The following is a 22,145-nucleotide window of genomic DNA, read 5'->3' as shown; positions in this document are numbered from 1 at the left end:
CAACGGTTCAACCCCTAATATCCGGCGGCAGCCCTTACCGGAAAGGTTGGCTAAATCACTCCTCACCTGCCGGCATCTTTAATAGGGCGTCCAGGATCACGGCTGCTTCCGAACGGGTCACCAAATCCAAGGGGGCAATCTGATCCGGGGTTTGACAGCGCAGAAGTCCCTTGGCGATAGCCTTATTCATAGCTTCTTTCGCCCAGGAAGGAATCGAATCTCTGTCCCTGAATTTTTCCAGCTGATCACCGTCCGCTCCGGTAGCAGAAATCTCAGGTACCCGGGATAGAATTACTGCTACCTGAGCCCGGTCGAGAGGTGCTTCCGGATGAAACTTTTTATCATCACTACCCTGGAACAGGCCCGCTTTAACCGCCGCCCCCACCACTCCGGCATACCATTGATCGGAAACATCGGTAAACTGACCTTGGGCCTCGGCTTGATCCGGTTCCAGCTTCCACAAGCGGCAAAGCATGGCGGCAAACTCAGCCCGGCTGACTGTCCCTTCCGGGTTGAATTCAGTAGCACTTACTCCTTGCACAAGGTAATTATCGGCCAGGTTTTCAATAACGGCCCGGTCCGGGTGATTGGCCAGGTCGGTAAAAGATGTTTTTTCCAGTAATTTAGCCGTAGTAAGGGCCTCTATCCAAGGCACGCCGGAGGCTCTTGTAACATTAAGGTCATTTATCACCACGGTCCGGACCCGGACACTGTGGAGTTCGGTTTCTCCCGCCTTAATTTCCGCAAAGGAACCCAGATCGCTCAATACATAATAACGACCGGAGTCTTCGCCCAGATACAGCATTTCGTGGCCGGAAAAATGCAGGGAAGCGCCCGGGCTTACGCTTTGGAGCAATTTCTCCCGGTAGGCAACGCTATAGCCCTCAAAGGATAGTGTTTTCCCTGCCGAAAGTCTTTGCGCATCTGAATTTCGCGCCAGTCTAAACCCAAAACAGCGGTATACCTCCAAAACCAGCGCGGAACAATCCCGGCCATTGAGCATTCCCCCCCAGCCATAACGTTCACCTTGCATTTTAAAGGCCTGACGGATGACATTCTCCCGGGTATAAGGGAGATAGCCTATGGTTACATCATGGGAGATGGGAATAGGCGCCATGACAAATTCCAGTTGGCCGGACATATTCCGAACCGGCAGTTTTACCACATAATTCTGGTAAACCCTCCGGCCCCGCATGGAATCCGGCAGGTCTTCCGGTTTTACCAGGGGCAGCCTGGTGCCCATGGTAAACTCCATTGCCGAAATCTGTGGTAAGAAGGGATCCTGATCCAACCTGATGTAATTACCGGTGACCACCAAAAAATCCGGTTCATTCTGATAATCCAGCCAGGTATTCCGGTCACATACAGCTACATCTGCCGCAGGCAACCAGCCCAGACAATTATACATTTGGACATAATACCACTGCTGATCCAGACTATGGTGGAGGATGACCACCGGTTCGGCAGCAAGGATGGCGCTGTTTTGAAAGAGATCAAAGGCAGGATCATTGGGCTCGTCTCCAATGACGTCGGCGGTAGGATAAATTTTTAAATTGCTCCTTTTTACCGTAAACCCATATTGAACCTGATTTTTTTCCTTTAAACCATCCAGATTCATTTGCCGCTTCAGTTGCTGCCAATAGGAGGCGGCTACTACTTCTGCCCCCATATAGGAAGGTTCGCTGGGAAAGGGATAGTCAATCACCCTGGTTAACTGCTCCCGGGTCCATGAGCTGGGATAATCCGCCAGGTTATAAACCGAATCCGGCAGTTTGCGGATAATCTCCCGGTTAAACTCCTCAATTTGGCCAGGATTTAGGATCACCTGATCCGGGTTGGCAATTTTATGAATCCAATAATCAGCTTGAAGCATTTCCGCCTTTACCTGAGGCATGGTTTGGACCTCATAAGCTTCCGCCAAACCTGCCGGACAGGTCAAGCTTACTGCGACCCCCATGGTCAGCAGGATTTTCATTAAATAACGAACCATATTAATCCCCCTTCTGGTATTGATGATCGCCCAGCAAAAGCACCCAGCTCCTTATGGAATAAAGGATAATAGCCAGTACCATTAAAATAAGTACCCCGGAAATACCGGCCAGCAGATAATTCTGTTGGGGCAGGTAAATCGATACGATATTCTGATAACCGGCGGTAATCGTAGTCACGGTGATAAACGCCAGCGGGATCAGGGTTACCCAAAGATACTTGACCCGGCCCATTCTGATGATCATAGTTGTGCCCACAGCCAGTGCAATAGCGGCCAGTAATTGATTGCCCACTCCAAAAAGGGGCCAGATCGTTGCAATCGTACCTCCGTATAAAAGATAGCCCCAGGCACAGGAAAAGAGCGCACTGGTAATCAGGGTCCCCGGCCACCACCGGGTATCCCCCAAGGGCTGATAAATCGTCCCTCCCATTTCTTGCAGTAAATAACGTCCTATTCTGGTTCCGGCATCAATCAGCGTAAGGATAAAGAGAGCTTCAAACATAATCACAAAATGATACCAGTAACTCATTAAATGTTTCATGGCGCCAATCGCCGAGAAGATGTGAGCCATGCCTACAGCGAGAGACACCGCCCCGCCGGTACGTCCGGCTAATTCTTCACCGACTGCCTGAGAAAGTACAGATAAATCCTGGATATTCATGCCCAATTTTGCAAAAACCTGGGGCGGGCTGTTAATGGCAAAATAATCACCCGGCGCCAGAACTGTGGCAGCAATAAGTGCCATGATCGCTACGAATCCTTCTGTTAACATGGCGCCATAACCAATTATCTTTATATCCGCCTCATTGCTTATCAGTTTGGGTGTGGTTCCCGAAGACACCAGGGAATGCCATCCTGAAAGTGCTCCGCAGGCAATCGTAATAAACATAAAGGGCCATACCTTGCCGGGTATGACGGGACCCCCGCCGGCTATAAAGCCGGTATAGGCCGGCATCTGCAATACGGGATTAATCCAGATCACTCCCCCCGCCAGCAAAAGAATCGTGCCAATCTTCATATAGGAGCTTAAATAGTCACGCGGAATGAGGAGGAGCCAAACAGGTAATACTGCTGCCAAAAATCCATAGATGGGTATGATGATAGAAAGTTGATTTTTACTTAAGTATAGATACTGAGCCAGTGAGGAGTTTTGGATAACGGGTCCTAAAACCACGCCCAGCAGGACAAGCGCAACCCCAATAACGGTGGCTTCACCGATATGCCCCGGGCGCAGCAATTTTAAATAAATGCCCACCAGAATGGCAACAGGAATCGTAAACCCGACGGTAAACACGCCCCAGGGACTTTGATAGAGGGCATTGACCACCGATACGCCTACCCCTGCCAAAACGATAATCAGCATGAAAAGAATCGCCACCGACGCCAGGGTCCCGGAAAACCCGCCCAACTCCCGGCGCACTATTTCTGCCAAAGATTGTCCTTCATGCCGTACCGAAGCGAACAATAGAACCATATCGTGTACCGCTCCGGCCGTAACTGCTCCGATAAGCAGCCACAAATAGCCGGGTAAATAGCCGAATTGAGCGGCCAAAACCGGCCCGATCAATGGTCCCGCCCCGGCTATGGCGGCAAAATGGTGGCCAAATAATACCCAGCGATTGGTAGGTGAAAAATCCCGTCCGTCATTATGCAGGACTGCCGGCGTAGATCTTGCCGCGTCCAAAGTTAAGACTTTGGCGGCGATAAAGGCAGCATAAAAGCGATAGGCCAATATGTAAACCAGAGCCGCTATTACTATCAAGGTTAAGGCATGCATTCTAGTTATCTCCTTTGTTTAAAAGCAGCTCCTATTTACTTATGGGAACTACCGGATCCTGGCGGGTAAGATGTTTAAATTCATCAGGCTGAGATTTTATAGCATATATTTCCCCTGATGTATTTTGCATTTCCTATCTTGTTGTATAAAGCGCTTTTAGGAAAACATTTCTATAGAAGAAGATAAATTCCTGCCTGATTCGACACGAAAAAAGCACCCAGTCTCTACTTTCATGAAGAAGGGTGCTTATGATATATTTTGGTAAAAACTGATCACAAAAAATCTATTTTAGCGATTTTAAAGGAAAAAATAGGGTTTCCGGCGAATGTCTGATCTTATGCAAAAGGCGCTCCAAGAAAGGGAATTTGACATGTGTGCTGATAAAGCCGGCCATCACAACCGGCAGAAAATTTTTTACCTGATCATGGCATTGATTTTTACAGATACTGTATTATATGGAAGCATTGTCCCACTAATTCCTGTTTATATGAAAACTTTTCACCTGACAACCTTCACTTTCGGCATCATTTTTTCCTCCTATGCTTTCGGGGTCCTGGTGCTAAGCATTCCTTTAGGAATGATGGCGGAGAAATACGGTTACCGGAAAATTTTTTTGTCCGGTATGACCGCGCTGGCACTTTCCTGTTTATTTTATGGATTGGCGAATCATGCCTGGATGCTGCTAGTATGCCGCTTTTTTCAGGGAGCGGCGGCAGCGGCCAGTTGGACGGCAGGTTTAGCTGCCGTAGCAGTCCTTTACCCCCTTCAACAAGGACAAAAAATCGGCCTTTTGATGGCGGTGATGTCCCTGGGCACTATCTTCGGCCCCCCCATCGGGGGATTTCTCTATCATTTTTTCGGTTATCACCAAATGTTTGCCGTGCTGTCCCTGTTCTGCGGAGCACTGATTTTCTTAATTTTTAAAGTGGATTTTGCCGATTTAGACGGTGATGGCAGGGGCTCCTCGCATATCAATTTTTCTTTCGTGCTAAAAAATCAAAAGCTGCTTTACTTTAGCCTAGTCCTGATCATTTTAGCCAGCACCTGGGGCCTATTGGAAATCTTGTTATCGGTTCATTTGGATCAGCAATTCAGCTTAGGTGCGGTGCAGATCGGCTTGTTCTTTGGCTTTACAGGCATTGTTAATGCCGTCAGTGATGCGCTGGCCGGCCATTTGTCCGACCATTACGGCTATGACCGGTTTGTTTTCTGGGGATTGCTGGCAACGGCCCTTTTCTTTCCCTTTCTCGCCTTGACGGCAAGCATCGTCATCCTTCTTTTGCTGATGACCTTAATAGGGATTGCTTCGGGAGCGGCAGTAACGCCCAGCCAGCCCCTCATGTACCGCCTGGTGGTATCGGACCCCGAAACCTCTCCCCAGGGCGCCGGAGTGATCTATGGTCTGTATAACGCCTGCTATTCGGTGGGAATGTTTCTCGGCCCCATCCTGGGAGGGTTCTTAAATACCCATTTCAAACTGTTTTGGAGCCTGACCATATTCTCCTTTTTATTTTTGGCAAGTGCCGCCCTCTTTTATGTGATGATTATCGACCGGCAAAAAAAGACCCAGAACTTTGTTCATCCGGAATAATATGAAAGCCCAAAGAGCTGGGGACCCCAAGTGGTTTTATTTACCGATTAATCAGCGTTTACTTTTTCTGCATAGTCAGGGTATAATTTTGTCAGACATTCCGGACAAATGCTGTGCGTAAATTCCGCTTCAGAATTCTTTTCAATATATTTTTCCAATTGATCCCAATACCCTTGGTCATTTTTTATTTTTTTACAGGAAAAACAAATGGGGAGCAATCCTTGAAGCTCAACAATATTTGACACATCCTCCATCACCACAACGGCATATGTTTGTTTCCCATAATGAATAGGCGCCGATGTGATGAGGAGATTAAACGTTTTTATTTCTCCGGCAGAGGAAATTTGGAGCTGCGCCTTGATCCGGGTTAATTTTTGGCCTTTTATCGCTGCCATGGCAGTCTTTCTCACCTGGCAGTGCTGACAAGCCGGCGAAAAACCGCAGCCCCGGGGGTCTAATGTAGAAAAAACACAGTTAAAGACTTCCCCGCCTCTTTTTAGAAAAGCTTCCTGGCTGGTAATGCCAAATAGTTTCTCTGTCGCGTCATTGATCGCCCGGACCCTTCCCTCGGCATCAGCAACCAATACCACTACCGGAATAGCATGAAATAGGGTGCGGAAAAAATTGTTTTGTTCAAAAAGCTTATCCACGATCAATTTCCCCTTTCGTGAAAATTAAAGATGATGTCGGCAAACATGCAGGCTCCTAAAATCGTGTTTCAAGATGGTCAGATATTTTTTGTTCCCATCGAATTTATTTATCGTCTTATGTTATAAAGAGCAGTTAGTGGGGAGATTCAATATGAAAAATGCAGGGACCATTCATGAAATAATCGATTGTATCAACCATAACAGCCATTTAGTCTATAACCTGGCTTACCGCTTGACAGGAGAGGAAGAACACGCGGTAAATTTGATTTCTGCTGCCGTGACCCATCAAATATCGGCCTTATCTTGCGGAAATGACCTTCTCCATTTGCTGATCACCAACATTTGTCAAGAATACTTACACACCGCACAACGGTATGCTCATGGTGAGATAAGAAGAAATCTCTCCGTGGAAAAATGCCTGTCATCCCTCCCTCCAAAGGAAAAAATTGTTCTCATTCTTCATGATGTATTAAAACTGACCCGCCAAGAAGTGATGCAAATTTTAGATGAACCGGAACCAGTGCTCAGAAAAGATTTATATCAGGCCCGGAACTTAGTGAAAGAACAATATCAAAAAATATTTGTAGAGTCCCATAAATCTCTGTATAGTATATAGTGAAATACTATTTTGGAGGTAAGTGCATGGAAAATGTTTCGGGCGAACAAAAATTTCTCGCTGTCATTGCTCATTTGGCCTATCTTTTAGGTGGTGTGGGGTTTATCATTGCTCCCCTGATAATTTTTCTATGGAAAAAAGATGACCCTTTTGTGTATGATCATGCCAAACAAGCATTAGTTGCCCACGTCATGCTATTGGTAGCGGGATTAGTAGTGGGACTCTTATGTATGGTGTTGGTAGGCCTTCTTTTGGTTCCTGTCTTGTTGATTCTGGCTATTATTTTGGTGGTCACTTCTCTGATCGCGGCCTGGCGGGCAATCGAGGGAAGATTGTATGCCTACCCGTTTATCCAAGGAATCGTGGCTAAGATTTAAGAGGGGGCATTGCGCATAGCATAGATGACATTTCTATGAAAAGTATTATAATCCACCCCCGTAAGGCGGTACCCGAGGGACTGACGATACTCTTCTTCGGACAGTTGAACTAAACGGGACAGTTTAAAAAATTCATTTAAATCCAGTTTCCCCAAGGCAGATTCCTTTGTGAATTTTGCCTTTTGTTTTTTGTTCCAGGGACAGACCGACTGGCAAATATCACACTCTAAAACCATATTGCCCATTTTTCGGCGTACTTCCTGGGAGAGCTCTCCCTGGCTTTCTAAGAGATAGGAAAGGCACCTGTCCACATTTAACCGGTAGGGTTCATGGAGGGCTCCCATCGGGCACGCTTTTTTGCAGGCCTCACATTTCCCGCAATGATCTTTTTCTTTTTCACCAGCATCCCGTTCCAAAGGCGCATTGGTAATAATTCCCCCTAAAGCCATGAAACTCCCGTAATTTCTGGTAATGAGCAAGGAGTTCTTTCCCTGCCAGCCCATACCGGCCCGTACGGCCGCAAGTTTTAAGGGCAGAACGGAACGGTCCTGATAACCATCACAAGGAATCGCCGCATATCCTTCGCTTTTCAGTTCTGAGATCAGCGGGGTGAGGGGGGTCACCACATCAAAGTAGAAACTGGAAAGAATAAGCCTGCTAAACCGGCCGATGGAGCGATCCTGGGGGTCCGGAACCTGGAATCCTCCGATGTAAATTCCGCAAATGATCACGCTCTTGGCATCGGAAAGAGCAATGCGAGGGTCTCTCCTGGAGGATTCCTCCAGGGCATAGTTCTGAAATGGTGCCGCATCCGTAAATTTGATCACGTCAATTCCTTCTTGACCGGCTAATTGTTTGAGCCGTTTCTCTAAACTCAGTGCCATCGGACCGTCCCTCCTATAAATGATTTTTCTTTCAGAGAAAAATACTTGCCAGAACCTCCATTCTCCGTCCCATCTATTGGCTGCGGAAAATTCTTTCCCCCGGATGATAAAAAACCTGCAAACCTGAGCAGAGGGATTTGCAGGACAAGAAAGCATTTGTTCCGGATCTCAGGAACTTTTATTAACTAGTCAGTTTGAAGGCAATTACGGTAATGTCATCTCTTTGCCGTTCACCAGCCATATATTCTGCCAAAGTTCTTTCGAAAATCTCCTGCTGTTTTGCCAAAGATGCGGAATCACAGCCATGAATTACCTCTTCAAAACGTTTTCTGCCAAAGGAATAATCTTGTTCTCCCCCATTCTGGTCCATGTAACCATCCGTGGCCAGATAAAAGACCGGGCTGCCCTCCAACTCGATGGCGTAGTTTAAAAACTCATATTCCAAATCGGTGCTTCGATATCCGATACCTTTGCTGCTTCCTTTGATCACGTGCAAGTGTTCCCCTTTTTTCACATAAAGGGAAATCTTGGCCCCGGCGAAAACCACTGGCCCATCCCACGGCTTGTAAATGATCCCTGCATCAAGGCCATCCTCTACAAAATTTTCTGTATCGTTGCGGTTAAGGGTTTGTTTTAACAAACGGTTCATCTCTTTCAAAATCAGTCCGGGATTGTCCGCACAAATATCATCCACAATATGGTTCAGAATACCATTTACCGCCATCGTCATTAATGCTCCGGGTACCCCATGGCCGGTACAGTCTCCAATCACAAAAACAAACCCCTTTTTCCCCCTGCGCAGCCAGTAAAAATCTCCCCCCACTGTGTCCCGGGGTTTCCAAATGGTAAAGTATTCTCCCAATGCTTTTTCTAATTCTTCTCTGGGCGGCAGGACGGATTCCTGGATCATTTTCGCATATTCGATGCTCTCCATAATTCGGGAATTTTGTTCATTTAACTCCTGGGTCCTCTCGTTAACCTTTCTTTCCAGCTCTTTGCTTAAAATAACCGCTCTTTTATAGGGATTTGCTATTCTGCTGGAAATAAAATAAAAGATAAAAACCACAACCATGATGCTGATCAGGCCGGCTAATGCCATATTTAGCTTCACAGAATCAACAATGGACAGGCTTTCCTTCCGGGGGATCTGGAGCACCAGCTTCCAGTCTGTTGATTTCAGAGGCAGGTAAATTAAATCAAAGATTTCCCCCGTCCGGTTTTGATACTCTAATACGTGGGGAGAAAAATCCCTTTTTTCCGTCGGGGCAATGATTTTTGCACTGATGTCCAGGGGAAGAAAACTTTCAATATTATATTCAGTGTGCTCGGTATCTTCGGAAATATAGATGTCCCCTTGTTCGTCAATTAACCACAGGTTACTTTTTTCCCCGAATTTATAGTTCTGGAATTCTTGAACAATATCTTTGAAATTGACCCCTACTCCGGTTACCGCCAAAGGCTGATTCAGATCTCCCATCAGCGCATCCACAAAGACGAAGGTGTCATTGCGTTCCTTGTTAAAATCTATTTGTACGGAGACCGGCTTTTTTGACTGAATGGTTTGAAAAAACCAGGAATCATCCGGGTCGCTCATTTTCATGGTATCAATCAATTTTCCGCCTTCTGCCCAGTAATGGTTCGTGATACTGCTGACGATAAAAGAATTGCTGTAGTCATAATTTTGAGCAATATCGGTAATTTGCTCCTGGGCATAATCTCCCATCCGGGTGTCCTTTTCCCCGCTTTTCACCCATTCCAGAATGGCCGGGTCCTGGGCCAGGATTAAAGCAGTTTCCTTGGCCCGTTCAATTCGCCCGTCAATCTTCGCGGCTGCAGATTGGACAATATAGACCAAGTCCTGTGACTTAATCTTTTTGACGATGGCTTTTTCCGCAATCATATAGCTGATTCCGCCCATGAGAAAAGCAGATAACACGATAACTAAGCTGGCCAGAATGATGACCCTTAACGTACTGTAATCAAATAAATCTCCTACATCTTTTTTCTGATCTTTGTTAATACCCATCAATTCTTTTAACATAACGATACCCCACTTATCGTAAACTATAGCACGCCGAAACATTTGGATTGTTTTGTCCCGAAAGAAAGGACATCAAAGGGTATCGTCGCGCATTTTTCCCATGAAAAGAGATAGTTGGTAATTTTTCGACAACGGTTGATCATTATCCTTCCTGGAAAAGTAAAAAACCTGAACCTCCGGATAGGAGATCAGGCTTTTTAAATGGTTTTACTTGTTAAACCCGTCCCAGCAGATCATTTCTTCCATTTTCTTTCTTCTCGCAGCATGGCGCTCCGGATCCGGCTCATCGGCCGGATATCCTAAAGGAAGCAAAGCAATCGTTTCAATATGGGCGGGAAGGTTTAATACGGTATGGCAGTCCGTAGAATTAAAAGCACATACCCAGCATGTACCCAGCCCTAATTCAACCGCGGCCAGGGTCATATGATCAATGGCAATGGCGGCATCAATATCGCAGTGGTCTTTCCCGTCCGCCCGCCGCCAGGACTTGCTGTGGTCTCCGCAAACTACAATGATCGCCGGGGCTTGCTGGATCCAGTCCCGCCGGTAAGTGGCGGCCACTCTTTTCTTCAATTCGGGTTCCCGCACCACAATAAAGTACAAGGGTTGAAAATTCACCGCTGACGGGGCAATTCGGCCCGCCTCAAGAATTTGTCTCAGTTTTTCTTCCTCTACCGGAATGTTCCGATAACTCCGTACCGAATACCTTTTCTTGGCCAGTTCCATAAAAAGCATGCCTGGACTCTCCTTTCTTCTAAATACTAGTGAGGGTAACAAGGTTTTCCCCTATGTCCTGTTTTTTCCTACCAAAAATAATAACACTTTCCGCCCCTAAAGGCAAAAAGTGGCTTGTTCTGAAATAAAATCTCAGGCCTACCCCACCCGGCGCTGACGTTAAAAGGAGTAGGGAAGCCTTGGAACAATATGGGTCTTTCCCATTAAATTGAGAGAAATCTCCAACAGAATCAGGGTAATAATGCAAGAAACGGCGATACGAACATGCATCCAAAAGGGACTTCCCGTAGCATGATTGATTTCCCACCAAACCACATAACCTATAAAAATCCAAGCTCCCAGAAAAAGATGTGCCCCAGTAATCCAACGCAGCAGTCCTGATGACATACTTTTTATACCACCTTCTATGTTTTGTTCCTCATCCGGTAAACCAAAAGCTTGCTTTCATAGGTATAAGAAGATGTAGGATCGTTTTTCTATCTAAATTATACCTATATTGTTACTAGATTTCTACCTTGTTTAGAAAAACTGGAGGATTTTTACCATCCCGGGATCAGCTTTACGTTCCCAGAAAATGCGAGAGAGGGAGGCCTGTTAAAAAGGCGCTCCCTCCCTCGGCTCATTCAGGGAAATCAGGATGCTGTTTTCAAATATTCCACCATCTTAGGCATAAAATGAGGAATGATTTCTTTTAGCATTTTGGGCATGAGCACTTCCATGGTTTTCGGCATCAGGTCCGGCATCTGCTCCAGCAAATATTCCGGCATGGGGACGGCCTGGGCTACCTTTTCCAGCATGGCCGGCATGATCTTCGGCATCATTCCCGGCAAAAGGCTGGGGAAAAGGGAAGGCATCACCCGCTTCATCATCCCGATCATCGGCTCCTTCATTACGGGAGGAGATGCAATTACCATGCGCATCATTCTGCGGTACAGGTCCGGCATGGCTTCAATCATATCCGGAATCATCTCCGCCATCATCTCCGCCATTCCCCAGGGCGTCATCATCCGGATCATGCCGTCAAATACGGCCCATTTTTCATCGATCACCGGGTCTGAATCAGGAATCCGGCAGCCTAAAGACTCCGCAGCCAAGGTAGCTAAATCTCTTACCTGAATAGGCACGCCCTTTACATCGGCCGAATTTTTCAACTGCACCCGGCAGCAGGGACAAGCCGTAATCACCGTATCCGCTCCGCACTCAAGGGCTTCCTGGAGACGAACGGCGCCGATATCCGCGGCGATATCCGGGTCTGCCACCAGAGAAAGCACCGAGCCGCAGCAGTGGGCCTTCTCCTTATGAAAGCGCATTTCCCGGAAATGAGATCCCGGAATGGCCTGAATCAAGGTACGGGGCCCTTCATACCGGCCCCCGGCCCGGCCCATATGACAGGGATCATGATAGGTAACCTTGCGCTCCACATTATTCGGCAGCGTTAACGCCCCGGCTTTAATCCGTTCTGCCAGCACATCGGCATAATGTTTGGCATGAAAAGGATACTCCACGCCCCGTTCTTCCGCCCATTGCCGGTAATAGACTTCCCAGACCAGCCAGCAGGCCGGGCATGCCGTAACAACGGTATGAGCCCCGGTTTTCTTCATGTTTTCAATGTTTTTGGCTGCTGTTTCGTCAAAGACTTCCCAGCGCCCGGAAACTAGCATGGGAATGGCGCAGCACCGTTCTTCCTTCCCCAGGTAGGCAAACTCAATTCCGGAGGCCTTGAGCAAATGTGCCACTGACTGGGCCACATCATGCTCCACATAGGACGCGGTGCACCCCGGGAAAAAGGCATAATCCGCTTTTTCTTTTACCACCGTCCTGATTTCATCCGTCATCCACTGATCCCGGTCTTTGGCATAACTCCCCCAAATATTGCCGTTCCGGCGCAAGGAATTTGCCATGATCTCAAAAGGCGGAAAAGTACGGTAACCCCGTTTTTGCACCAGCATTCCCCGCAGTTTAAGCCAGGAGGATTCATTGGGTAAATCCAACTGACAGGTCTTGTTGCACATTTCACAGGTAGTACACGCCAAAAAGGTATCCACCGTCTTCTGGTTGAAGGCCGCTTCCCCTTCCAAAACCATCTTCAGATAGGTCCATTTGCCCCGGGGAGACTGGGATTCCCAGCCCCGGCCATAATACTGGTCGCAATGGTCCACGCAGTAGCCGCACTGGGAGCAGGCATAGGCGTACCAGGCCACATCCCCGGGAATTCCTTTCCTATCTTGAAAGACTTCTCCCGGTTCTTTGGTTTTGGCCCAATTGCCAAATACCTTCACAATCGGTTCAAACAAGCCGGCCACACCGATTCCCGCAGATACCAAACTGCTGTCCAGGACCTTCCCCGGATTCATGATTCCCTGGAGGTCGGTACGGCTTTTAAAATCCCGCAGCCGCTGCACCCGGTCTTCACCGAGAACCTGGTGGGCAAAACCGGTAAAATAAAGGCCGGTGGCATAGGGCCTTCCCCCAAATTTCTGGGCGGTCTTTAAAATGGATAAAGATAAACCGTAGGCCAGATTAAAATAGATTTTTCTCTCGTCATGCAAAATAAATCCCAGCAAAACAAATTCCCGCTTATTCGTGGCAAAACCTTCTAAAATAAAGGGATGCTTGATATCCCGGGCAATTTCTTCAATTACTTCACCTAATGTTTCCACCGGCACCACCACCTCGCTGGGGATTAAGGAGGGAGCGATCCTTTTGGCCCGGATCGGTTCGAAACGGGCTTCCCATTCATGCCGGGCAATTTCCTCCCCTAACACCTGTCCGTGATGGGCAGCAGCCAATGCCAAAACATTTTCTGTGACCACATCGCACCGGTCATGGGTGCAGGAAAGCAGGGCGATATACTTTTCCGGTAACATTACTTTGTGGGCATCAACGACCGGATGTCCATGGTGCAAATGGGGAGGAAGCTGATTTTTCAAACGGGCGGCATCCTGATTGATAAAAGATACCGACCAAAGAGGAACTTTGCGGTCATAAATCTCCTTCATGAAGGAAGCCAGATTCCTACAATCGTCGAAGGCAATTGCCTTTATATGCAGCTGGGTCAAAGGTTTTACCCGGAAAGTAACCTGACTGATCAAACCGGTAATGCCGTTGACATCGGAGACCAGGTCCAAGTCCTGTCCTTTCATTTCCTGGACAGAGCCGTCTCCCAACACCAGCCGGGCGGAAACCACGTTTTCCCGGAAATAGCCGTATTCGAAGCTGCCGATACCGGCCCCTCCCTGGGCCAACCACCCGCCTACGGTGGAGGAAAGGGCGCTGGTAGGATAGAGTGCTAAGGTTAACCCGTGCTGATTCAAATGAAATTCTACTTCTTCCCAAACCGCTCCCGGTTCCACGGTCACGGTTTGATCTTCCGCATGGATGGGGTGAATTTGCTTCATCCGGTTAAATTCCACCACTAAACCCTGGTGCACGGGAAGAACCCCTCCGTAGCCCGAGGTCGCTTTGCCTCTGGGCACCAGGTTGATTTTTTCTTCCCGGGCCATGTTTACCAGTTCGATCAATTCCGCTTCGGAAACAGGCTGGACAATCCCCTCCGGAACCGGATTGCCGACTAAAGGTTTAATCATAGACGGCATCACGCCCATATCACGGGCATATATTTTCCGTTCCAATTCATCAAAGTTAATCCGGTTTTCCCAGCGGGCCTTTAATTGCTCTCTGATTTCACTTGACAAATGAGCCATTTCCCGAACCTCCCCCAATCTTTATATTTAATCAAAAGTCTTAAAACTACCTATACCCCCTATAGGTATATTAACAAATTTTTTTATCCATGTCAATCAGGTAAGGTCTAAAAGCCAATGGTCTATACCCTTATTTTTTGTATGGTTAGATCCCCTTCGGATTGATTATTCCCCTAGCCGGGGTGAAAACGTTTTAAATATTAAAATGAGCTTTTTCCGAATACATAGTCATTATGCCCCCTGGGATTATGTTATCGGAACAATCCCGTTGACTTAATTGAAAACTTAGTCTCCACGTTAAGCCTGGCTGCCGGATAGACCTGGTGCCAATCCATAGCCTCCCACTGTTTAGGGTATTTGATGCGCAGCTTGCCCCCAAAGCCAACAGGGTCCGTGTTCAGATTTTGAAGTTTGGCCAGCAGGTCTGCAATTTTTCTTTTGGTTAGCTTTTCTGCTTCTTTTTCTATCCTTTTCTTTTCCTCCAGGGAAATCTCACGGCGCGGCCGGCTTTCAACAACTCCGCCTGCGATTTTAACCTTAATGTTAAAAGTAATGCTATTGGTACGGGAAACAGTGGGTTCAATTTTCGTTTGTGATTTGATCTTTTGAAAAGCCACGAGCTCGCCCTTGCTCAACGGAACTGTCAAGTATCCAACATCGGCCCCCCTGATTAGAGCCAGCGTCTGAGCTTCATCCATATTCAGCTCTCCTACCATCCGGCTCCCCGAAAAAAGCGCCGTTCCCGCAATCCTGTAACTGCCCTGGGATTGCTCAATGATGGGCAAATAGGGGTCTTGCCATTTTTTATCCAGAATAGAGTTAACCCGCCAAAGATCCAAGGGCAAAGCCAGGGTTCTTTTGCCGGGGACCTGAAAATAAAAGTCAATATAATTACCCGGGATATAGTTAGCCTCATTTTTGATATCCAGGAGCTTTTCCGGATCACTTTTGGTTATTAAGATATTGGTGTTGGGAGGAACTATGGGAAAGCGGCCTATAAAATCTAAGAAATCATTGATATTTCCCCGGGCTGCTTTTTCGGAAAGAATAATGCTTCTGACTTGGCCGAAGAAGATATCACTGGCAGAATTGCTTTGGATTTGTGTCCAGGCCTCCAAGGCGGACTTCCCTTCACCTGAAATGATAAAATGGCGTTTTTCAAACTGCTGGGTTGTTCCCTGCACCGGTGGAATCTGGGTACCGGGTACAGGAACGGAAACACCCAGTTTCACCCGGTTGGTACTGCCGATGTCAAAGAAAACCGCACAAGATATCCCCCGCCGGGCTATCTCCTGCACATCCCAGCAGCCGGCGGCAATTATCGTCATCGAAAAAAACAGGAGCAGTAATAAAGTCTTACGCAGCATCTTTTTTCTCACCCCATCTTTTGATCACCGCCAAAAACCATACCAATAAAGGAATACCCAGGCTTAAGGCAGCGCCTATGACACAAAAATATGAGAAAATATAGCGTACTTCAATCACCCCGGTCAGAAGCATCATGAGACAATAGATCAAAGGGAATAAAACCAGGGTAAACCATTTATAGTTTAGTCTCCTTAATAATTGGGCACTTCCTTCCGCCAACACATAATAGAAGAACCCTGTCCCCGCTAACGTTAGAGTCAGCCAGGCCGCTGTGAAAAAGAGGCCGAAGGTTTGCAGGACAAAGGGCAGGTTCGCCTTTCGGGTCACTTCAATAACAGGCCAGCTGTACCTTAATATGCCTGGGGCACTGAAATTGCCGATGGTGTTTACGATCGTGACCAAAATGATGATAAAAGCCAGTGATGCAGCCCCCAAAATAGTTTTAAACCCTTTTTGTTTTTCTGTTAAGTATGGATAGATCAACAAAACTGTGGACAGGGGAAAAAAGGGATAAAACATTTGCACAGCCCCCAAAGGAATCTTAAAACCGTCTATCAAACAGACGGGACGGATATTATCCAGTTCAAAATTTTGAAAAGAAAAAGCGATAGACAGCACACTCAATACAAAAGTGACCGGAAAAACAAAGGCACTCAAGCGGGCGATCCCTTCGATTCCCTGGTGAGCGATATACGCTGAAATGCCGAGAAAAAACAGGATAAGTGCCCAGGAAGGCGTCCTGAACAGAAAATATGTTTCGCTCTGTAAAACGGCCAAAATGCTGGATATGGTCAATACTGCCATCATAAAGAGCAGATAAATGAAACCTAAAATTCTTCCCCAGAAAGGGCCGCAAACATCGGGCAGGTACTGGATCAGGGATTTTTGGGGAAATCTCCTTCCTAATGCGTCTAAGATACCGATTAAGCCAACGGCCGGAACAAAGGCCAGGACAAAACCCCAATAACCGTTGTTGCCAATTTGTTCGGCAGCTATGTAGGGTGACTGCATTAAACCATAGCCCACCAAAGGGGCAAATAAAACCATAAATAGAAGCCCGGGACCGATTTCTGTTTTTTCTTTTAACATCAGGCCTCATCCTCCCCCTTGTTTTTACCCATTCTGTCTTCCTGCCGGGGACGGTAAGTAGGCGGGCGCCGGTAGCTGAGCCACCAGGGCAGCCGGGCGGGCGCATCTGCGATATCTGTTAAGATGGGGGGCCCCCAGGGTGCCAGATAGGATACTCCAAAGGACTTTAACCCCGCCATATGAGCTAAAACTAATACACCGGCGGCAATCACACCAATAAAGCCAAAGATTGCTCCCGCAGCAAACAAGATGTATCTCACCCATCTCCAGGCCTGTTCTTTGGCAAGATTGGACGTGGTAAAAGTGGCCAGAACACAAAACACGACTATCGCTACGGTGATACCGGATACTAAACCGGCGTTGATCGCCGCAAGGCCCATCACGATGCCCCCGCCTACACCCAGGATCATATTAATATTGGTGGGAAAGCGTACACTGGCCTCCCGTAAGACCTCAAAGGCAAAAAAGGTAATAACCATTTCCAAAACGGCAGGAAAAGGCACCTGGGTACGGGCAGATGCTTCCAGCTGAATCACCGAAGGCGGCAGGAGTTCCGGGTTTACGGATATCATGGACAGATAAAACCCGGGCAAAGTAACGGCTACAATGGTGCCGATGGCTCTGATCAATCTCAATCCTGTAGCGGTAATCCAGTTGAAATAAAAATCTTCCGAGGTCTGGTAGAACTCGTTGGACGTAACGGGAACAATAATATTAAATGCGGACCGGTCTACCAGGATGGCGACTCTGCCCTCCAATATAGACGCCACTACCCGGTCCACTCTTTCTGTTTCCTGCACAAGGGGGAAAGGCGTTATCCTTTTGTCACTGATTAATTCGGCGATATAGCCGCTTTCCACAATTCCGTCAATCTCAATCTGCTCCAGGCGTTTATGAACTTCCTGTACGATATCCGGGTTAGCTACATCATCCAGGTAGATTACGGCAATTTCCGTTTTGGTCCGTTCCCCGACAGTTTTCTTTTCCAGTCTCAGATGGGGATCTTTGATGGACCGCCTGATCATGCTGATGTTGTCATTGAGGGTTTCATTAAAGCCTTCCCGCGGCCCCTTGATCACTTTTTCCGTGGGTGCTTCTTCAACAGGTCGTTTAGCGGAATTAAGCAGTGATACGGCAAGGATTCTTTTTACTTCATTAAGAATGATTAATGCATATCCGGACAGCAGTTTTTCAATGGCATGATGGAGGTCGTCAATTTCCATGCATTTAGACGCAGATAAAATTAATTGCACTTTACCTGGACCAAGGGGCTCTTCATTCTTTCGGATAAACTTATTGATCGGCTCAATAACATGTTGGCCCAGCACATTCCCGTCCACTAAAGTTTCTAAGTAAATGATGGCTCCGACAGTTTTTTCATCAGCCTTAATACGATGAATGACCAGGTCTCCGGGAGTTCCTGTACATTGAAGGATATATTGTGCAATTTCCTCAGCATTTCCCTTAATCCCCTCAGTATGCCCTACAGAAGAAGCCGTTTTTGCAAGGACAGGCCTTTTTTTGTTTTTTATAAATCTATCAAAAAACATGGTGCCATCTCCAATCATCCACGATCCTAAAAATACTGGTTGTCTTATAGCCCTCTTTTTTGGGGCCCGAAATATGCTTTTCAACAGGATTTTTTACACCTCAATAAATTTTCCCCTGTGTGAAAAAGAATATACCACGGTTTTTGGAGGCTTCGGTTTTGCGGATAACTGCAAAAAAAGAAAGCCCTTCAGGCCTTTGGAGGATGGGGTTATTCCTTTTTTGCAAAAATTTGAAAGGTAAACAAATTTGGGCACAGGGGTAGGATCTACAAAGACAGCTCCAGAAACCGCTCCAAAAGCATCCTCCCATAAAGGTGTTCCCGGACTGTCTGCTGCACAGAAGCAAAATCCCTTCCCCCTTCGAGGATGCCTGTCTTCTGTTCCTCGAGATATCCCAGCGTAATACCGGCGTTAAATTCCGGATGAAATTGCACTCCCCAAATACAATCATCAATGACAAAGGCCTGATGCCTTTCAAAATCATTTCTGGCCAGAATCCGGGCGCGGGGGGGAAGCTCCCATACCGTCTGGGCGTGGGTCACATGTCCCTCAAAGACCTCCGGAAGAACACCCAGCAAAGGATCCCTGATTCCTTCTTCCGTTAATGCGATCTTTACGGTCCCCAGCTCTTTTCCCCCCGGATGATAACCTACCTCACCGCCAAAGGCCCGGGCAATCAGCTGGTGACCATAGCAAATGCCCAGGGTAGGAATATTTCTCCACCGGTTGGATTTTACCCAGGTGCACAGGTCTAAACTCCAATCCTCGTTATCCGTGACCATGGAATGGGAGCCTGTGATAATCACGGCTGAAACATCCTCCCACTCAGGAGCAGGCAGCTTTTGATAAACCGGCCAAACAAAGACATCCTTACGGGCTAACCCCATATTCTTGACAATAAAATCATCAAAGTCCCCATATTCTTTTTTAATGGAATCAAATGTGGCTCCCGTCTTTACAATCAGCGGCTTTCCCATGGGACATACTCCTTGTCGTTTTACGCCTATCTAATTTGCTTATAAAGAATTGTTCTTTCTCCTTATTCCGCCTATTTCCTTCTTGAGGGGAGACTATTTTCCCCAACTTTCCAAAAATAAAGGCCGGAGAGAAACTCTCCAGCCTCAGTCCTCCATAAAACAGGGCGCTTCATTAATTTTCCTCGGGATTTTTCCAGCTCAGCTTCAGTTCGTGACCGTCACTGTCTACGGCGAGGCTGGCCCCATCGAATATTTTACCGCCAATTAACCCCCGGGCAATTAAGGTTTCCACATGCTGCTGCAAGAATCGCCGCAAAGGCCGGGCTCCGTATACCGGATCAAACCCTCCGCTCACAATATAGTCCACCGCCTGGGGGGTCAGATGCAAAGCAATATGCCGGTCTTCCAGTCTTTTTTGGATTTCCTGGATCAACAGGTGGACGATGCGGCCGATCTCCTCTTTCACAAGGGGTTTGAAAAAGATAATATCATCGACCCGGTTCAAAAACTCCGGCCGGAACTGGAGCCTCAGTTCAGACATCACCCGCTGCCGGGCCGGTTCGGAAATTTGGCCGTCTTTGCCAATGCCGTCCAGCAGGTAGCCGGAACCAATATTGGAGGTCATAATAATGATGGTATTTTTAAAATCCACCGTCCGGCCCTGGGCATCCGTAATCCGTCCATCGTCCAGGACCTGGAGCAAGACGTTGAAGACATCGTTGTGGGCCTTTTCAATTTCATCGAAAAGAATCACGGCATAAGGCTTTCTCCTCACCGCCTCGGTCAATTGCCCCCCTTCTTCATAGCCTACATAGCCGGGAGGAGCGCCGATCAACCGGGATACCGCATGCCTTTCCATATATTCGCTCATATCAATGCGCACCATATTGTTTTCCGAGTCGAAAAGGGTCTGGGCAATGGTTTTCGCCAGTTCTGTTTTGCCCACCCCGGTCGGACCGAGGAAGATAAAGGAGCCGATGGGGCGGTTGGGATCTTTAATCCCGGCCCGGGCCCGAAGGATGGCATCGGTCACCCGTTCCACCGCTTCATCCTGGCCCACCACGCGCTGGTGCAGGATTTCATCCAGCCGGAGCAATTTTTCCCGTTCTCCTTCCACCAATTTGGCGAGGGGAATTCCCGTCCATCGGGAAATAATCCGGGCAATTTCCTCATCATTTACTTCTTCCCGCAACAAGGGCGTGCCGCCCCGTCTTGACGAGAGCTTGTTTTCTTCTTCTTTTAATTTCTTTTCCAGTTCCGGAAGGCGTCCATATTTTAATTCCGCCGCTTTGTTCAGGTTGTATTCCCGTTCGGCTTTGGCAATCTCCTGGTGCACCTGTTCCAGGTCTTCTCTCAGCTTGCGCACACCCTGAATGGCGTTTTTTTCATTTTCCCACTGGGATTTCATCGCCGCCATTTTCTCTTTCAGGTCGGCCAGTTCCTTTTGCAGGTGTTCCAATCGTTCCTGACTGGCCCGGTCCTTTTCTCTCCGGAGCGCCGCTTCTTCGATCTCCAGCTGCATCACCCGGCGGGATACCTCATCCAATTCTGCGGGCAAGGAATCGATTTCCGTACGAATTAAGGCGCAGGCTTCATCGACCAGGTCAATCGCTTTATCCGGTAAAAACCGGTCCGTAATATAACGGTTGGACAAGACTGCCGCAGAAACCAGGGCATTGTCATGAATTTTTACGCCGTGGAATACTTCAAAACGTTCTTTCAAACCCCGTAAAATAGAAATGGTGTCTTCCACATTGGGTTCGTTCACCAGAACGGGCTGAAACCTTCTTTCCAGGGCGGCATCTTTTTCAATATTTTTCCGGTATTCATCCAGCGTGGTGGCCCCGATACAATGCAATTCGCCCCGGGCCAGCATCGGCTTCAGCATATTTCCCGCATCCATGGACCCTTCCGCTTTTCCCGCGCCCACGATGGTATGAATCTCGTCAATGAAAAGGATAATCTGCCCCTCGCTTTTCTTCACTTCCTGCAGGACAGCCTTTAATCTTTCCTCAAATTCTCCCCGGAATTTTGCCCCGGCCACCAAAGCGCCCATATCCAAGGAGAAAATCTTTTTATCTTTCAACCCTTCCGGCACGTCGCCCCGGACGATACGATGGGCCAGGCCCTCCACAATGGCGGTTTTTCCTACGCCCGGTTCGCCGATGAGCACCGGATTGTTTTTGGTTTTCCGGGATAAAATTCTGATCACGTGGCGGATTTCACTGTCCCGGCCGATCACAGGATCCAGTTTGTTGGTCCGGGCCTCGTGAACCAAATCATGGCCATATTTGGTCAGCGCCTCATAGGTCTCCTCCGGTGTACTGCTGGTCACCCGCTGGTTGCCCCGGACCCCGGTCAATGCCTGAAGAAACCGGTCCCGGGTGATGTTGAAGTTTTGAAAAATCCGGCCCAAACGGCTGTCTTTCACCTCATCAATCAAAGCCAAAAATAAATGCTCCACAGAAATATACTCATCCTTCATGCGTTTGGCTTCATCTTCCGCTTTCACCAGCACATTGTTGACGGATCTGCTCACGTAGATTTTTCCCGGCTCCCGGCCCGGTCCCGAGACCCGGGGCTTGCTGTCCAGGATCCTTTCGATCTCCTTGAGAAAATTCTCCGGGGCGATGTCCATATTTTGAAGAACCCTTGGGATCAGCCCGTCTTGCTGCTCTACCAGGGCGGCCAGCAGGTGCTCCAAATCGATTTCCGTATTGCCGTATCTGAGGGCTTTGGTCTCCGCCTGCTGCACTCCTTCTAATGATTTTTGCGTTAAACGGTTTAAATCCATCT

15 protein-coding genes are annotated in these 22,145 nt (G+C 47.8%); 3 read left to right on the top strand and 12 right to left on the bottom strand.

The genetic code is table 11. The annotated features are described in order from the left end of the window. Positions 1 to 55: 55 nt before the first annotated feature. Positions 56 to 1,990, bottom strand: a complete 1,935-nt coding sequence (locus tag DCMF_RS18790; RefSeq protein WP_148135836.1) for an S-layer homology domain-containing protein — start codon at positions 1,988 to 1,990, stop codon at positions 56 to 58. Between the two features lies 1 nt (position 1,991). Further along, positions 1,992 to 3,767, bottom strand: a complete 1,776-nt coding sequence (locus DCMF_RS18785) for a carbon starvation CstA family protein (RefSeq protein ID WP_148135835.1) — start codon at positions 3,765 to 3,767, stop codon at positions 1,992 to 1,994. 325 nt (positions 3,768 to 4,092) lie between these two features. Here DCMF_RS18785 and DCMF_RS18780 point away from each other — a divergent pair, with 325 nt between their 5' ends. Then, positions 4,093 to 5,358, top strand: coding sequence for an MFS transporter (locus DCMF_RS18780; RefSeq protein WP_148135834.1), 1,266 nt, complete (start codon positions 4,093 to 4,095; stop codon positions 5,356 to 5,358). Positions 5,359 to 5,405: 47 nt separating this feature from the next. Here the strand turns inward: DCMF_RS18780 and DCMF_RS18775 are convergent, their stop codons facing one another. Next, positions 5,406 to 6,008, bottom strand: a complete 603-nt coding sequence (locus DCMF_RS18775) for a PAS domain S-box protein (protein ID WP_214658728.1) — start codon at positions 6,006 to 6,008, stop codon at positions 5,406 to 5,408. Between the two features lie 151 nt (positions 6,009 to 6,159). Between DCMF_RS18775 and DCMF_RS18770 the strand changes: the two genes are divergently transcribed. After that, positions 6,160 to 6,624, top strand: a complete 465-nt coding sequence (locus DCMF_RS18770; RefSeq protein ID WP_148135832.1) for a sigma factor-like helix-turn-helix DNA-binding protein — start codon at positions 6,160 to 6,162, stop codon at positions 6,622 to 6,624. Between the two features lie 26 nt (positions 6,625 to 6,650). Beyond that, on the top strand, positions 6,651 to 7,001 hold the full coding sequence (locus DCMF_RS18765) for a DUF4870 domain-containing protein (RefSeq protein WP_148135831.1): 351 nt from the start codon (positions 6,651 to 6,653) through the stop codon (positions 6,999 to 7,001). On the opposite strand, the gene DCMF_RS18760 is transcribed toward DCMF_RS18765, so the two are convergent. From DCMF_RS18760 to clpB, 9 genes are all read right to left on the bottom strand, one after another. After that, a complete protein-coding gene (locus DCMF_RS18760; RefSeq protein WP_214658727.1) occupies positions 6,998 to 7,885 on the bottom strand; it encodes an epoxyqueuosine reductase in 888 nt (295 codons plus the stop codon). The genes DCMF_RS18765 and DCMF_RS18760 overlap by 4 nt on opposite strands. Before the next feature lie 181 nt (positions 7,886 to 8,066). Beyond that, positions 8,067 to 9,926, bottom strand: a complete 1,860-nt coding sequence (locus DCMF_RS18755; protein WP_236860063.1) for a SpoIIE family protein phosphatase — start codon at positions 9,924 to 9,926, stop codon at positions 8,067 to 8,069. 207 nt (positions 9,927 to 10,133) lie between these two features. Beyond that, on the bottom strand, positions 10,134 to 10,661 hold the full coding sequence (locus tag DCMF_RS18750; protein WP_148135829.1) for a nitroreductase family protein: 528 nt from the start codon (positions 10,659 to 10,661) through the stop codon (positions 10,134 to 10,136). Between the two features lie 632 nt (positions 10,662 to 11,293). Next, positions 11,294 to 14,365 carry an FAD-binding and (Fe-S)-binding domain-containing protein gene (locus tag DCMF_RS18745; protein ID WP_148135828.1) on the bottom strand — a complete coding sequence of 1,024 codons (3,072 nt, stop codon included), beginning with the start codon at positions 14,363 to 14,365 and terminating at the stop codon, positions 11,294 to 11,296. A 251-nt stretch (positions 14,366 to 14,616) separates the two neighbouring features. Further along, a complete protein-coding gene (locus tag DCMF_RS18740; RefSeq protein WP_148135827.1) occupies positions 14,617 to 15,732 on the bottom strand; it encodes a Ger(x)C family spore germination protein in 1,116 nt (371 codons plus the stop codon). Next, positions 15,722 to 16,822 (bottom strand): GerAB/ArcD/ProY family transporter, encoded by a 1,101-nt coding sequence (locus DCMF_RS18735; protein WP_148135826.1) that lies wholly within the window; start codon positions 16,820 to 16,822, stop codon positions 15,722 to 15,724. The genes DCMF_RS18740 and DCMF_RS18735 overlap by 11 nt, the downstream gene beginning before the upstream one ends. Continuing rightward, positions 16,822 to 18,372 (bottom strand): spore germination protein, encoded by a 1,551-nt coding sequence (locus DCMF_RS18730; protein WP_214658726.1) that lies wholly within the window; start codon positions 18,370 to 18,372, stop codon positions 16,822 to 16,824. The genes DCMF_RS18735 and DCMF_RS18730 overlap by 1 nt, the downstream gene beginning before the upstream one ends. 266 nt (positions 18,373 to 18,638) lie before the next feature. Further along, entirely contained in the window at positions 18,639 to 19,349 is a 711-nt protein-coding gene (locus DCMF_RS18725) for a glutamine amidotransferase (RefSeq protein WP_148135824.1), read from the bottom strand. Positions 19,350 to 19,521: 172 nt separating this feature from the next. Further along, complete coding sequence (gene clpB, locus DCMF_RS18720; protein ID WP_148135823.1) at positions 19,522 to 22,143, bottom strand: ATP-dependent chaperone ClpB; 2,622 nt, start codon at positions 22,141 to 22,143, stop codon at positions 19,522 to 19,524. Positions 22,144 to 22,145 lie beyond the last annotated feature (2 nt).

The organism is Candidatus Formimonas warabiya, assembly GCF_002777255.1.
Classification (GTDB): Bacteria; Bacillota; Dehalobacteriia; order Dehalobacteriales; family Dehalobacteriaceae; genus Formimonas; species Formimonas warabiya.
Note: the sequence above shows the minus strand (reverse complement) of the source record. Positions and strands in the feature narration are given on the sequence as shown.

Coding starts and splice junctions, on each gene's coding strand:
- DCMF_RS18745 (WP_148135828.1), bottom strand. CDS start 14,365: ATGGCTCATTTGTCAAGTGAAATCAGAGAGCAATTAAAGGCCCGCTGG.
- DCMF_RS18740 (WP_148135827.1), bottom strand. CDS start 15,732: ATGCTGCGTAAGACTTTATTACTGCTCCTGTTTTTTTCGATGACGATA.
- DCMF_RS18730 (WP_214658726.1), bottom strand. CDS start 18,372: ATGTTTTTTGATAGATTTATAAAAAACAAAAAAAGGCCTGTCCTTGCA.
- DCMF_RS18780 (WP_148135834.1), top strand. CDS start 4,093: ATGTCTGATCTTATGCAAAAGGCGCTCCAAGAAAGGGAATTTGACATG.
- DCMF_RS18770 (WP_148135832.1), top strand. CDS start 6,160: ATGAAAAATGCAGGGACCATTCATGAAATAATCGATTGTATCAACCAT.
- DCMF_RS18735 (WP_148135826.1), bottom strand. CDS start 16,822: ATGTTAAAAGAAAAAACAGAAATCGGTCCCGGGCTTCTATTTATGGTT.
- DCMF_RS18785 (WP_148135835.1), bottom strand. CDS start 3,767: ATGCATGCCTTAACCTTGATAGTAATAGCGGCTCTGGTTTACATATTG.
- DCMF_RS18760 (WP_214658727.1), bottom strand. CDS start 7,885: ATGGCACTGAGTTTAGAGAAACGGCTCAAACAATTAGCCGGTCAAGAA.
- DCMF_RS18750 (WP_148135829.1), bottom strand. CDS start 10,661: ATGCTTTTTATGGAACTGGCCAAGAAAAGGTATTCGGTACGGAGTTAT.
- DCMF_RS18755 (WP_236860063.1), bottom strand. CDS start 9,926: ATGTTAAAAGAATTGATGGGTATTAACAAAGATCAGAAAAAAGATGTA.
- DCMF_RS18765 (WP_148135831.1), top strand. CDS start 6,651: ATGGAAAATGTTTCGGGCGAACAAAAATTTCTCGCTGTCATTGCTCAT.
- clpB (WP_148135823.1), bottom strand. CDS start 22,143: ATGGATTTAAACCGTTTAACGCAAAAATCATTAGAAGGAGTGCAGCAG.
- DCMF_RS18725 (WP_148135824.1), bottom strand. CDS start 19,349: ATGGGAAAGCCGCTGATTGTAAAGACGGGAGCCACATTTGATTCCATT.
- DCMF_RS18790 (WP_148135836.1), bottom strand. CDS start 1,990: ATGGTTCGTTATTTAATGAAAATCCTGCTGACCATGGGGGTCGCAGTA.